Origin of the sequence: Bacillus massilinigeriensis (genome assembly GCF_900117315.1) — a bacterium.
GTDB classification, from domain to species: domain Bacteria; phylum Bacillota; class Bacilli; order Bacillales; family Cytobacillaceae; genus Bacillus_BE; species Bacillus_BE massilionigeriensis.
In genome coordinates this window covers 1,466,150-1,481,150 of sequence record NZ_LT630337.1, presented here as the reverse complement: position 1 = coordinate 1,481,150, position 15,001 = coordinate 1,466,150, and the positions used below count along the sequence as shown (strand labels likewise).

9 protein-coding genes and 1 pseudogene are annotated in these 15,001 nt (G+C 35.6%); 8 read left to right on the top strand and 2 right to left on the bottom strand.

All coding sequences use genetic code 11. The features are described from left to right. Positions 1 to 76: 76 nt before the first annotated feature. Complete coding sequence (locus BQ6100_RS07400; RefSeq protein WP_075981061.1) at positions 77 to 664, bottom strand: YhcN/YlaJ family sporulation lipoprotein; 588 nt, start codon at positions 662 to 664, stop codon at positions 77 to 79. A 306-nt stretch (positions 665 to 970) separates the two neighbouring features. Between BQ6100_RS07400 and BQ6100_RS07395 the strand changes: the two genes are divergently transcribed. From BQ6100_RS07395 to pyc, 5 genes are all read left to right on the top strand, one after another. Next, the gene (locus tag BQ6100_RS07395) at positions 971 to 2,299 is read left to right on the top strand and encodes a PhoH family protein (protein ID WP_075981060.1); all 1,329 of its coding nucleotides are present in this window, start codon (positions 971 to 973) and stop codon (positions 2,297 to 2,299) included. A gap of 285 nt (positions 2,300 to 2,584) precedes the next feature. After that, a complete protein-coding gene (locus tag BQ6100_RS07390) occupies positions 2,585 to 2,866 on the top strand; it encodes a YlaN family protein (protein WP_075981059.1) in 282 nt (93 codons plus the stop codon). Between the two features lie 170 nt (positions 2,867 to 3,036). Beyond that, positions 3,037 to 4,251, top strand: coding sequence for an ISL3 family transposase (locus BQ6100_RS07385; protein WP_075980355.1), 1,215 nt, complete (start codon positions 3,037 to 3,039; stop codon positions 4,249 to 4,251). Positions 4,252 to 4,633: 382 nt separating this feature from the next. After that, complete coding sequence (locus tag BQ6100_RS07380; protein ID WP_075981058.1) at positions 4,634 to 5,845, top strand: FtsW/RodA/SpoVE family cell cycle protein; 1,212 nt, start codon at positions 4,634 to 4,636, stop codon at positions 5,843 to 5,845. Between the two features lie 158 nt (positions 5,846 to 6,003). Further along, the gene (pyc, locus tag BQ6100_RS07375; protein WP_075981057.1) at positions 6,004 to 9,444 is read left to right on the top strand and encodes a pyruvate carboxylase; all 3,441 of its coding nucleotides are present in this window, start codon (positions 6,004 to 6,006) and stop codon (positions 9,442 to 9,444) included. A 60-nt stretch (positions 9,445 to 9,504) separates the two neighbouring features. Here the strand turns inward: pyc and BQ6100_RS07370 are convergent, their stop codons facing one another. Next, on the bottom strand, positions 9,505 to 10,467 hold the full coding sequence (locus tag BQ6100_RS07370; protein ID WP_075981056.1) for a COX15/CtaA family protein: 963 nt from the start codon (positions 10,465 to 10,467) through the stop codon (positions 9,505 to 9,507). A gap of 650 nt (positions 10,468 to 11,117) precedes the next feature. On the opposite strand from BQ6100_RS07370, the gene cyoE reads away from it, so the two are divergent. The 3 genes and pseudogenes from cyoE to ctaD all read left to right on the top strand — a co-directional run. Further along, positions 11,118 to 12,056 carry a heme o synthase gene (gene cyoE / locus BQ6100_RS07365; protein WP_075981055.1) on the top strand — a complete coding sequence of 313 codons (939 nt, stop codon included), beginning with the start codon at positions 11,118 to 11,120 and terminating at the stop codon, positions 12,054 to 12,056. Between the two features lie 116 nt (positions 12,057 to 12,172). Next, a complete protein-coding gene (coxB, locus tag BQ6100_RS07360) occupies positions 12,173 to 13,240 on the top strand; it encodes a cytochrome c oxidase subunit II (RefSeq protein WP_075981054.1) in 1,068 nt (355 codons plus the stop codon). A gap of 57 nt (positions 13,241 to 13,297) precedes the next feature. After that, positions 13,298 to 14,988 (top strand): annotated as a pseudogene (ctaD, locus tag BQ6100_RS07355) (cytochrome c oxidase subunit I); the annotation flags it as partial. Between the last annotated feature and the right edge of the window lie 13 nt (positions 14,989 to 15,001).

Below are 15,001 nucleotides of genomic sequence, written 5' to 3'. Positions count from 1 at the left end.
TTTAAGTTATTATTATAGGGTTACATAATTAGAAGAGACAGTCCAATTGGGCAGTCTCTTCTAATTGAGTATGAAATTAGTCTTTTTGATGATTCGATTGTTTATCCTGTTTTTGTTCGAGCTGTCTATTATCATTGCTGTTTTGCTTATTCTTCGGTTTATCCGTTTGACTTTTTGTATTAGGATCAATAATGTCAGCAGGGATTTCTGGCATTAATCGACCGGAAATATCCGCCAATTCATTGATAATCCCCTGGATTGGCTCTCCTTTTTGAATATCCTCAGAAATTTCTCTAAGCCTTGCTGTCATATCGGGATCAGCGACAACCATAGCATTTGCACCGTTAGGATCATCTTTTAGGCCTTCAGAAACAGCGTATTTGATGGAACCAACCTGTGACCTATCAATATTGCTATTTACATCGATACCAACGATTGCGTACTTTCCTAATACAACAGCTGTTGCATCGTTGACTCCTTTAATGCTTGTTGCTAAATTGACTAAATGCTTTGAAATCTGCTGCCCTGTTTTTCGATCCACATTTTGAATGGTTGAATTATTGACACTAACCTTACTATTATTGTCCTGATTATTATTGCCATTATTGAAGCCACATCCAGAAAGGAAGAGTATAGAGAGAAATAGGGCTAACCAAATCTTCATAAGGCACCTCCAAGTATGTTCATGCAATTTTCCTTTTAAATGAAACACTTGTTTACATTGTTTTTTCCTTTATCAACCTTCAAAAAAATAATAAGTAATGGTTCTTCCCTGAAATAACTGTGGATACTTTATTTCAGTTAATTCATTCACTAATGCGCAAATTCATTTGCGTGATCTCTGTTATCAATTATTGTGTAAAATTTCTTCTATCTTTATTCGAAAATACATATATTTTACCAAGTCTATCCGTCCACTCGGTTAGTTCATACACAAATAAAGACCCCAAGAGGAGCAGGAGGCATCAGATTGAATAAAATATATGTGTTAGACACAAACGTCTTGTTACAGGATCCGTATTCAATATTTTCCTTTGAAGATAACGAAGTGGTTATTCCGGCAGTTGTTCTAGAAGAGGTGGATTCCAAAAAAAGGTATATGGATGAAATCGGAAGGAATGCAAGACATGTATCTAAACTGATTGACTCTTTAAGACAAACCGGCAAGCTCCATGAAAAAATCCCTCTTGAAAACGGTGGTGTATTGCGAATCGAACTGAATCACCGTTCCTTTAAGCAGCTTCAGGATATTTTTGTTGAAAAGACCAATGATAACCGTATATTAGCCGTGGCAAAAAATTTATCTATTGAGGAAGAAACAAAAGAAAATGGTAGACCTGTCATATTAGTAAGTAAGGACACTCTTGTCAGAGTGAAGGCAGATGCAATTGGATTACATTCAGAGGATTTTTTGAGTGACAGAGTAGTGGAAAATGACCACATATATACTGGAATTATCGAATTATATATGAACGTGGAATTATTAAATAAATATTATGAGAAGGGTGAGTTGCCCCTTTCAGAAATAACAAATCACCCATTTTATCCAAATCAATTTTTAATTATGAGGGATGCATTGGGTAGTTCATCCTCTGCCATTGGGATGGTTGAAAGGACAGGAAAAAAAGTAAAGAAACTCATCTTTGAATATGACCATATTTGGGGGATTCGGCCTAGAAATGTTCAGCAAACCATGGCGATTGAGCTTCTTTTACGAAAGGATTTACCTTTAATTACATTGATTGGAAAGGCTGGTACAGGTAAAACGTTGCTTGCATTAGCTGCTGGTTTAATGCAGACAGAGGATTTAGGGGAGTATAAAAAGCTATTAGTTGCTCGACCTATCGTTCCAGTAGGAAAGGACCTCGGCTTCCTACCAGGTGAAAAAGAAGAAAAGCTCAGACCATGGATGCAGCCGATTTACGATAATCTCGAATATTTATTTAATACAAAAAAACCAGGAGAATTAGATGCTATTCTAGCAGGAATGGGCTCAATTGAGGTTGAGGCATTAACCTATATTAGGGGTAGGAGTATTCCTGATCAGTACATTATTATTGACGAGGCCCAGAATTTAACAAAGCATGAGGTTAAAACAATATTAACCCGTGTTGGAGAAGGAAGTAAAATTGTCTTAATGGGGGACCCTGAACAAATCGATCATCCTTATTTAGACGCTTATAATAATGGGCTTACATATGTAGTGGAAAGATTTAAGGATCAAGCCATTGCTGGGCATATTAAACTCGTAAAAGGGGAAAGATCAGGGCTTGCCCAGCTGGCAGCCGATATATTATGAGCGGAAAATAATTGAGAAATTTTTCATCACATTATTGACTAAAATGAAAAAGAATGGGATGTCGTTAAGCAATCAGAAAACATCGACACAATATTTAGTGTAAATACGTGTTAAATGATTCTAAAAATTGATATTCCTCTAGTTCTGTGCGTCTTTAAGACATCCCATAAATTTAGCAGTCAATAGATGTTGAATTTTATCAAGTCGCTTATAATTCTTGCTTTTTTTATATCAACCGTATAAAATTTAAAGATAAGATAATCGCTCGGAAACGGGGGGATCGTGTTGGCGTCTGATATGGTAATAGATCATCGAGAAAAGGCAAGCGCGTTATTAAAGGCTGACGCTGATAAAATTTTAAAACTAATAAAAGTGCAGATGGATAACCTAACAATGCCACAATGTCCATTATATGAAGAAGTTCTGGATACTCAAATGTTTGGCTTATCTCGTGAAATAGACTTTGCTGTTCGGCTCGAATTAATTTCAGAGAAGGAAGGTAAGACTATTTTAGAAGAATTAGAAAGAGAACTTTCAGCACTTCATGAAGCGTCTCAAAGAAAATAGCGTAAAAACTCAAACGTCTAATAGTAGATGGTTTGAGTTTTTTTTTAAGGCTCTATAATATTTGTTGGGGTTAAGACACAACTTTTCAAACAATAAAAAACACGCAAACATCCATTTCTTTTATACTTGAATTGTCTAGAAACAAGTCAAAAGAATGGAGTTGCGTGCAAATGAATAATAACATGTATTTTCCGGGATTAAAAGATGTAGTTGTGACTAATGTTGAGGAGTCTGGTGAAGTTGTTCAAATTCATGTTGAAATGGAATTAAAGGTGCATCTCTGCCCTAGATGTCAGAAAAAAACGATTAAGGTTCATGATTATCGAATCCAAAAGATTCAACATTTGAAATGGTTTGAGAGGAAGACCCATCTTTTTTATAGAAGACGTCGTTATGTATGTGAGTGTGGAAAACGTTTTTCAGAAAATAATCCATTTGTTAAAAGGTATCAACGGACTTCGATTGAGTGGAATCAAGTCATATCCATTCGATCAATTAAGGGGAAAACTTTTAAAGAAACCGCTGAAAATTATGGAAGTTCAACAACAACAGTAGTTCGTCGATTCGATCAAATATCCAAAAGTGAAATCCATCCAGTGAAGGAATTACCTCCTGTCATAGCCATAGATGAATACAAAGGTGATACCAGTGAGGGAAAGTTCCAATTGATTGTGGCAAATCCGATTACAAAAGAACCTATTGATATCTTACCCAATCGTAATAAAAAAACGATAAAACAGTATTTGAAGGCCCATGGAGGTAATGTTCAAGTAGTAATCATGGACATGAGTCCCTCGTTTAAAGCAGCAGTTCAAGAAGCTTTGGGAAGACCGGTAATTATTGCAGACCATTTTCACTTTTGTCGATATATTTATTGGGCATTAGATGGGGTAAGAAGAAGGGTACAGAAGGATTTTCATAGCTACGATCGTAAGAAATGTAAAAGAATGAGACATATATTTTATAAAGCAAACGAGCGTCTAACAGAGGAAGAACGTTGGTATTTAGATCGTTACTTGAAAATGTCTGATGAATTAAGAAAAGCTTACGAACTAAAGGAAGCCTATCGTGCTTGGTTCTTACACGCAAAAGAGATAGGAGAAGATCAAATTTATACTGTCAAAAAAGAGCTAAAAGAGTTTTATAAAATGGTGGAGGATACTGGAATTAAGGAAATGTGTCAAGCAGTGAAAACATTTAAAAATTGGCAGATTGAAATACTTAACAGTTTTGTCTATAGGTACTCAAATGGCTTTCTTGAAGGAATTAATAACTCCACCAAAGTCCTCAAACGAAATGCATTTGGATTTAAAAACTATGAGCGTTTTCGGGCGAAAATATTATTACAACACAAGTTTAAAAGAATTGGGGTAAACATTGGTTAAGTTGTTTCAATAAGGGCTTACGATTTACCTTTCATTCTGATGAGGAAAAGAACTTTTCCTCATCAGAATGAAAGGCCACCAAGCGTAGCGCGGTAGCCTTTACCCCAACATTTGACGTAGAACCTTTTTTAAAAGATATAGGCTGTAATACTATAAGGAATCCTGAAAAATTTAGCCCATACCGTTGAACTGAATGAGTTGTGTATATCACATTTGGCGATTAGTATAACATAAAATCGGCTAATTAGTATGACATAAATATAGATAAATTTGGATTAATGTGATATATTATTTTTAACTTTTTTCTTTTCTTCAAAGAAGGATTTTATAATGTTATAGTAGAATAAAATATTAGGATGTTAGAAGATGAGGAAGAAGCTGTATGTTTAAGAAAATTTTAAAATCGTACGATTACTCATTATTAATAGTTGTTGTTCTTTTATCAATTTTTGGATTAGTCATGGTATATAGTTCTAGTATGGTAACCGCAGTACAAAGATATGGCTATAGCAGTGATTTTTTCTTCCAGAAACAAAGATTTAATTTACTACTCGCGGGTACCATTTTTGTTCTAGTAGCGCTTTTTCCATATAAAGCATTAAAGAGCAATAAGGTTCTTATTCCTATGGTCGCTTTATCGTTAATAGGATTAATCGCTCTTTTTGCTTTTGGACATGTTGCTGGTGGTGCATTAAGCTGGGTTAAGCTTGGAACCCGTAGCCTACAGCCTTCTGAATTTGTCAAGCTTAGCGTGATCATTTATTTGTCAGCAGTCTATGCAAAAAAGCAGTCTTATATTAACCAATTTAATAAAGGTGTTGTACCACCGCTATTATATTTAATACTTGTATGTATCTTTGTTGCTTTTCAGCCTGATTTCGGTACTGCTGCCATCATCTTTGCTATCTCCATAACTATTATTATGTCTTCAGGAATGAACATGAAAAATATTGCAAAACTAGTTACTATCGGAGTGGTAATCATTCTTCCTTTTATACTCTTCTTAAAGGATGAGATATTCTCTAAAGAAAGATTGGGTAGATTTGAAGCATTGGGAAATCCTTTTGCTATTGAACAGGATAATGGTTATCATCTTGTTAATTCTTATTTAGCTATTGGATCAGGTGGAGTAAATGGATTAGGGCTTGGGCAAAGCGTTCAAAAACTTGGCTATTTACCAGAACCACATACTGACTTTATCATGTCAATCATTGCAGAGGAATTAGGTGTTTGGGGAGTTTCCTTTGTCCTTTTATCACTAGGATTTATTGTTTTAAAGGGTATCATTGTTGCAATAAGATGTAAGGATCCTTTTGGAAGTCTTCTTGCTATCGGAATTTCTAGCATGATTGGTATCCAATCATTTGTTAACTTAGCAGGGATTTCAGGACTTATTCCTTTAACAGGTGTACCGTTACCATTTGTTAGTTATGGTGGTTCCTCCCTATTACAGTTAGCGATTGCTATTGGAATATTAATGAATGTATCCATGTTTGTGAACTATGAAAGAAATTACAAAAATCTACAGGACAAACGAAAGATTCAATCCTCTAAAGCCAATCGACATCCAAACAAAACGCTCTATCCACAGTAGAAAGATCAGCATATATTACTTGCTTTTCTATAAAAATGTTTCTAAAATAACTTATTAATCTAAAAAAATATCTTTTTCTTATTTACCAAGTTTTAAGCTAGGAATAATAATATTTGTAGTTTGAAACAGAAAATACATATACAAAGAGGTGTAGTAGTTTGAGCAGAAGAATTCAAAAACTTATGGTAGCCAACCGAGGAGAAATTGCTATTCGCGTTTTTCGTGCATGTACTGAGCTAAATATTAGAACAGTAGCAATTTACTCAAAAGAAGATTCAGGGTCTTACCATCGATATAAAGCTGATGAAGCCTATTTAGTAGGAGAAGGTAAGAAGCCTATTGATGCTTATTTAGATATTGATGGGATTATCGAAATTGCTAAAAGCACTGGCGTTGATGCCATTCATCCAGGATATGGATTCTTATCAGAAAATATTCATTTTGCGAAAAGATGTGAAGAGGAAGGCATTATTTTTGTTGGTCCAAAATCAAAACATCTTGATATGTTTGGTGACAAGGTGAAAGCCAGAACTCAAGCCATGCTTGCAGATATTCCGGTTATCCCAGGTAGCGATGGACCTGTTCAACGCTTAGAAGAAGTAATTGAATTTGGTGAATCTCATGGATTTCCAATTATTATTAAAGCAGCATTAGGCGGCGGCGGTCGTGGAATGAGGATCGTCAGAAGCATTGATGAGGTCAGTGAGGCTTATGACCGAGCAAAATCAGAAGCGAAGGCTGCTTTTGGTAGTGATGAAGTATATGTAGAAAAATTTGTAGAAAAACCGAAACATATCGAGGTTCAAATAATTGGAGATGACCATGGTAATATTATTCACTTATTTGAAAGGGATTGCTCCGTTCAACGTCGTCATCAAAAAGTAGTTGAGGTAGCACCTTGTGTATCAATTTCTGAAGATCTCCGCCAAAGAATATGTGATGCAGCAGTAAAATTAATGAAAAATGTCGATTATGTTAATGCAGGTACTGTTGAATTTCTTGTAGCAAATGATAAATTTTACTTTATTGAAGTAAATCCTCGTATTCAAGTGGAACACACTATTACGGAAATGATTACAGGTGTTGATATTGTTCATACCCAAATTCATGTTGCAGAAGGATTTGATCTTCATAGCAAGAAAATTGGTATACCAAATCAAGAGGATATAAAAATCAATGGCTACGCTATACAATCAAGGGTCACAACAGAGGATCCATTAAATAACTTTATGCCTGATACTGGAAAAATCATGGCCTATCGTTCTGGCGGTGGCTTTGGAGTACGTCTAGATGCAGGGAACGGATTTCAAGGGTCTGTTATCACGCCATATTATGATTCTTTATTGGTAAAATTGACAACCTGGGCAATGACATTCGAACAAGCTGCAGCAAAAATGGTCAGAAATCTCCAGGAATTCAGAATTCGTGGGATAAAAACAAATATACCTTTCTTGGAAAACGTTGTGAAGAACCAGAAGTTTATTACTGGACAATATGATACTTCTTTTATTGACCAAACACCTGAGCTTTTCTTTTTCCCAGTTAGAAAAGACCGTGGTACAAAAATGCTTTCTTATATTGGGAATGTCACAATCAACGGTTTCCCTGGAATAGAGAAGAAGAAGAGACCGGTATTTGATAAACCACGTATTCCAAAACTTTCTTTGGATAATCAGTATAGCAATGGAACAAAGCAAATACTAGATGAACAAGGACCAGAAGGGGTTGCTAGATGGATTAAGGATCAAAAAGAAGTTCTTTTAACTGATACTACTTTCCGTGATGCCCATCAGTCATTACTAGCAACAAGGGTCCGTACGACAGATTTTAAACATATTGCGCAAGAGTCAGCAAAGCTGTTACCAAATATGTTCTCTTTTGAAATGTGGGGTGGTGCAACATTTGACGTTGCCTATCGTTTCCTAAAAGAAGATCCATGGGAAAGGCTATTAACATTAAGGAAACAAATTCCGAATGTGTTGTTTCAAATGCTTTTAAGAGCTTCCAATGCTGTTGGATATAAAAATTATCCGGATAATGTGATAAGAGAATTTGTTAAGCAATCAGCTGATGCTGGTATTGATGTATTCCGTATTTTTGATAGTCTCAACTGGGCAAAAGGAATGGAAGTTGCCATTGATGCTGTTAGACAAAATGGGAAAATTGCAGAGGCAGCCATTTGTTATACAGGGGATATTTCTGACCCAACAAGGATGAAATATAACTTAAAATATTATAAGGATTTAGCGAAGGAGCTTGAACAGCAAGGGGCACATATTCTAGGGATAAAGGATATGGCAGGGCTATTAAAACCTCAAGCTGCCTACACTCTTATCTCAGAATTAAAGGATACAATCGATATTCCAATCCATCTTCATACGCATGATACGAGTGGAAATGGAATTTTCATGTATGCGAAAGCAATTGAAGCAGGTGTAGATATTGTGGACGTTGCCTTAAGCTCAATGGCTGGACTAACTTCACAGCCAAGTGCAAATACTTTGTATTATGCATTAGAAGGATCAGATAGGAAGCCTAATGTAAATATTAAAGCGTTAGAGGAACTTTCTTATTATTGGGAAGATGTAAGAAAGTATTATCAAGATTTTGAAAGTGGAATGGTATCTCCACATACAGAGGTTTACCAGCATGAAATGCCTGGTGGACAATATAGCAATTTACAACAGCAAGCAAAGGCTGTTGGCTTGGGTGATCAGTGGGATCAGGTAAAGGATATGTATTCCCGTGTCAATAAGATGTTTGGAGATATTGTAAAAGTCACACCATCATCTAAAGTTGTTGGGGATATGGCTCTATTTATGGTTCAAAACGATTTAAATGAAGAGGATATTTTAACAAAGGGCTGGACACTTGATTTTCCTGATTCTGTAGTTGAATTATTTGAAGGATATCTCGGCCAACCATATGGTGGATTCCCAGAAGAATTACAAAAGGTTATTCTAAAAGGGAAAGAGGCAATTACTGTTCGTCCGGGTGAACTTTTAGAGGAAGTTAATCTTGAAGATATAAAAGAAACCCTTTATAAAGAATTAGGTAGACAGGTGACTAGCTTTGAAGTCATTTCTTATGCGTTATATCCAAAGGTTTTCATGGAGTATATACAAATGGTAGAGCGTTTTGGTGATATTTCTGTACTAGATACGCCAACATTCTTATATGGAATGAGACTTGGTGAGGAAATCGAAGTAGAAATTGAAAAAGGTAAAACGCTAATCGTTAAGCTTGTGTCAGTAGGCCAACCTCAAGCAGATGGTACTCGTGTCGTTTATTTTGAATTAAACGGTCAGCGTCGTGAAATCAATATCAAGGATGAAAGTATTAAATCGACAGTAGCAACGAAGATTAAGGGAGATCCAAAAAATGAAAACCATATTTCCGCTACTATGCCAGGAACTGTTATTAAGGTAGTTGTTGAAAAGGGAGAAAAGGTTGAACGTGGCGATCATTTAATTATTACGGAAGCAATGAAAATGGAAACAACCGTACAAGCTCCTTTCTCAGGAGTAGTGAAAGATATTTATGTGAAAAATGGGGAAGCAATTCAAACTGGAGACCTATTAATTGAGTTAAGTAAATAGATGAAAAAAAGTTGCAGTTATAATTAACTGCAACTTTTTTATCATTGGATTTTGTTCCTTTTAGTGTGAGATGGTCTTTTGACTGTTTTTCATATCTTTCTTCATATTTGCCATTGCAATGGAATTTTTATTACTTCTAGTTGCGAGTAAAAAAAAGTAACTCAATACTCCAAATAAACAAGAAATGAAAAATGCATGAGCTAATGCGATGTAAAGATTTAATCTAGAATAAACAATCAATGCTCCAGCAATCACTTGTAATGAAACAAGAATGAAGGCAAAAATCCATCCCCAGTAAATTACTTTTTGATGCTTATAATGTTTGATACTTAAAATCATAATATAAAGAATCCAAAAGAAAATGATACCAGCAGCTAGTCGATGCCCCATTTGCACCCATTCATGCAAATTCACTGGAAGAGACGGTGCACTATTTACACATAACGGCCAATCCCGACAAACAAGGCTAGCTTTTACATGTCGTACTAAGGCACCTGTATAAACCACCGCATAACTATAGACCGTAATCCAAACGATATGTTTTTTCATCCTGTTATCAAGTATTAGTTTATCCGCTTCAAATTTTTTATCAATTTCAAAAATAAGAAGAGTCAAAAGAAAAACGGCTGCAAAAGAAATTAATGAAATTCCGAAATGAAGTGCAAGAACAAAACTATTTTGCCCCCATACAACTGCTGCAGCTCCAATTAATCCTTGAATCACAAGAAAGGCAAATGAAAGTAAAGATAAAAATTTAGTTTCACGAATATGACCTATCGAACGCCATGACCAGATGGCTAGGGTAAGTACCATTATGCCAACAACACCAGAAACTACTCGATGGGCAAGCTCAATAACCAACTCAAGAGTAATTTCACTAGGAATGAGCTGACCGTTGCAAAGTGGCCAGGACCTTCCACATCCCATTCCCGAACCGGTTTTTGTAACAAGCGCACCTCCTATTAATATGAAAAGCATCCCGATTGTTGTCAAAACAGCAAACCACTTAAGTGAACGCCTCAAAAAATTCCACCCTCTTAAATTATATGTTTCATAAATGATAGTGTAAGTAACGAGAACTACAAAAAAATATTTAAACTTATTCAAAAATAAATGATAAATATTATATCTGATTTTGACGAAAAAATCTGAATAGACGACATAGTTCTACCATTTTTGATAGTACACAAAAAAATCAAATAATACAATAAAAATAATTTTTACTATAATAATGGTAATAAAATGGTTGAATAAAAGTGTAGATTTTGCTAGAAATATATAGGAAGAAAATACTATTTTGCAAATATTTCAAAATATTATAATTTAATGGTTTTATTGTATCAAGAAGCAATGGTAAGATCTAATTAATGCATCCCAAAAAGCAAATAAAGTAAGAATGGTTATCAGCTGACACAAATTTTTCAAAATTTATTCAAAAAAAATTCACAAAAACAACCAAAAGTGTGATTTAATAGACAGAAGAGGGAATGTTTTTCTACACAAACGTTTAACAACATTTTTATGTTCATTATAGTAGAAATCATGAAGGATATCTAAGCAGAATCATCCCCTGGTTTTTTATTACTGATATAGCATTGATTATTAATATGATTTATATTAAAAGTAGAAGTATTTTGCTGTATGGGTGATAAGGGATGGAGGAGGAAAAAAATATGTCAAATTCAAGGGTTTTGAATGACGTTGGACTAAACGACAACAAGCAAAACCTTCATGAGGATATACCAAAAGCGACAGCTTTGCAGGATTTCCTAGCATTAATTAAGATTGGTATTGTTAATTCAAATGTTATTACAGCCTTTACAGGCATATGGCTTGCTTTACATTTTACGGGGAATGGATTTCTGAATCATTTAGATATTATTCTTTTCACATTATTGGGTACTTCCTTTATTATTGCTGGTTCTTGTGTGATTAATAACTATATTGATCGAGACATTGACCCATTAATGAATAGAACTAAGTCGAGGCCAACTGTAACTGGGAAATTCAGCAATGGAAAGGTATTATTTCTTGGAACTGCCTTTATTGTTATAGGTACCATTTTTCTTTTATTTACTACTTTATCTGCAACCATCCTTGGTTTAATTGGAGTTTTTAGTTATATTTGCCTTTATACTTTATGGTCAAAGAGATACTTTGTTTCAAATACTGTAATCGGCAGTATTTCAGGTGCAACTCCACCATTAATCGGTTGGGCAGCTGTTGATCCCAATCTCGATATTATTGCTTGGTGTTTATTCCTAATAATGTTTATTTGGCAGCCTCCTCATTTTTACGCACTTGCGATGAGAAAAGTGGAGGATTACAGGGCAGCAAAAATTCCTATGCTTCCTGTAGTAAAAGGATTTAAAGTCACAAAGCATCATATGGTTATCTGGGTTGCAGCCTTAATACCAATTCCATTTTTACTATCTTCACTGGGGATTCCGTTTGTTATTTTAGCAAGTATTTTAAATATTGGTTGGCTTCTTCTTGGATTATATGGTTACAGGATGAAAGATGATCTTAAATGGGCCAGACTAATGTTTATTTACTCATTGCAGTATTTGACAATCATATTTGTTGCTATGGTCTTAGTAACTTTCATTTGAATCAGGTAGAAAATTCTTTTTTCCAGAAATGGAAAAAAGAATTTATCTATATAATTATTTTTTTTGATTTAACATTTCAAAGAAATAATTCACGGAAAGAGGGGTTTGATTAAGCTATGAAAAGGCTTTCGAAATGGCGTCATCTATCCTTGTTTGCGATATTGACGCTCATTCTCTCCGGTTGTGGTGAACCGTTCCTTTCAACGTTAACACCAGCCGGTGAAGTTGCGAAAACGCAATATGATTTAATGATGTTAAGTACGGCAATTATGGTGGGGGTAATTGCGGTAGTAACAGTGATTTTCTTCATTGTTATTATCAAATTTCGTAGAAAGGATGAAAAAATACCAAAGCAAGTCGAAGGTAGTCATAAGCTAGAAATTATTTGGACTACTATTCCAATTCTTTTACTTCTTGTATTAGCGGTACCTACAGTTGCTGCTACATTCAAGTTTGCAGATGTTACAGACATGGATAAAAAGAATGAAGATGGAAAAAGAGACGCATTGGTTGTCAACGTTAGAGCAAGCCTCTACTGGTGGGAATTTGAGTATCCAGATCACAAAATTGTCACTAGTCAGGAGTTAGTTGTTCCAACAGATGAAAAGGTTTACTTTAATTTAAAAGCATCAGATGTTAAGCATTCATTCTGGATTCCTGCAGTTGGAGGAAAGATGGATACGAATACAGAAGTGGTTAATAAATTTTGGCTAGAGTTTGATTCAAAGGGTGCAGATAATGCAAAGGATCAATTTTATGGCAAATGTGCTGAGCTTTGTGGTCCATCACATGCATTAATGGATTTTAAAGTAAAAGCCCTTTCAAGATCAGACTTTGATCAATGGCTGAATAATATGCAAAATGCGAAAGAGCCAAGCCCAACGACGCCTCTCGCACAAGAAGGTCAAGATGTGTTTAACAAAAGCTGTATCGGTTGTCATGCGGTAACTCCACAAGATGCAAGACCTGAAGCAGCACGCCAAGCACCAAATTTAGCAACCTTTGGTGAACGCACAAGAATCGCGGGTGTTCTTGATCACAGTGAAAAAGATTTAAAAAATTGGTTAAAAGATCCTGAAACCTATAAGCCAGCGAACAAAATGACTGGTACATACGGAAATCTAACAGATACACAAATCGATGCTTTGACAGAGTTTTTAATGGGGCTTAAAGTTCAGGATTAATAGGGGATAAGTTTGAAAGGGAGGTAAAACTGTGAGTACCTACGCACAGAAGAAAGGATTCGCGGGAACAATATGGGACTATTTAACAACAGTTGACCATAAAAAAATTGCAATCCTTTATTTAATAGCTGGTGGACTTTTCTTTGTCATCGGTGGTCTAGAAGCGATGTTTATTCGCATTCAGCTAGCGGTACCGAATAATGACTTTGTAAGTGCCGGATTATACAATGAAATTATGACAATGCATGGTACAACGATGATTTTCCTAGCTGCAATGCCGCTTGTATTTGCTTTTATGAATGCGGTTGTGCCTTTGCAAATAGGTGCAAGAGATGTTGCATTTCCATTTCTTAATGCATTAGGTTTTTGGCTATTTTTCTTTGGTGGAGTGTTTTTAAACTGCTCTTGGTTTTTAGGTGGCGCACCTGATGCAGGGTGGACATCTTATGCATCTTTATCATTAGCGTCTAAAGGTCATGGAATTGACTTTTATGCTCTTGGATTACAAATTTCAGGTGCTGGAACGCTAATCGGTGGTATCAACTTCCTGGCAACCATTATTAATATGCGTGCCCCGGGTATGACTTATATGAGAATGCCAATGTTTACATGGGCATCATTTGTAACATCAGCACTAATATTATTTGCTTTTCCACCGCTTACTGTTGGACTATTCTTAATGATCTTTGACCGCTTATTCGGATCAAATTTCTTCGATGTTGCAAATGGTGGGAATACGATAATTTGGGAGCATTTCTTCTGGATTTTCGGTCACCCTGAGGTTTATATTCTTGTTTTACCAGCATTCGGTATATTCTCAGAAATCTTTGCAACTTTTTCTAGAAAACGTTTATTCGGATATTCATCAATGGTATTCGCTACTGTATTAATTGGTTTCTTAGGGTTCATGGTATGGGCTCACCACATGTTTACCACTGGTTTAGGACCTGTTGCAAACGCAATTTTCTCTGTTGCCACAATGGCAATAGCAGTTCCGACGGGGATAAAAATCTTTAACTGGTTATTCACCATTTGGGGAGGAAGTATTAAATTTACTACCCCAATGATGTACGCAGTTGCCTTTATTCCTTCATTTGTTGCCGGTGGGGTTACAGGGGTAATGAACGCTACGGCTGCAGCGGATTATCAATATCATGACAGCTATTTCGTTGTTGCTCACTTCCACTATGTTATCGTTGGTGGGGTAGTGTTTGCCTTACTTGCTGCTGCTCACTTCTATTGGCCAAAAATGTTTGGAACGATGTTAAATGAGTTTCTTGGTAAGATTACATTCTGGTTATTCTTTATTGGATTCCATCTAACATTCTTTGTCCAACATTTCTTAGGTTTAATGGGTATGCCAAGACGTGTTTTCACCTTCTTACCTGGTCAAGGTTTAGAAACAGGGAACCTGGTAAGTTCTGTTGGTGCAGCATTTATGGCAGTTGCAGTAATTCTTCTGTTATTGAATGTAATCATTACAAGCGTTAAAAATGTTAAGGTTGGTAACGATCCATGGGGAGACGGCCGAACACTTGAATGGGCTATTTCTTCACCACCACCTTATTATAATTTCAAACAAACTCCACTTGTTCGTGGGTTAGATGCTTATTGGATTGAAAAAATGGAGGGCAAAAAAGGATTAACTCCTGCTGAACCACTAGGTGATATCCATATGCCAAATTCTTCTTTCATTCCGTTTATGATTTCATTGGGGTTATTCATAGCTGCTTTCGGTGCAATGTATCAATTTGATCAAAA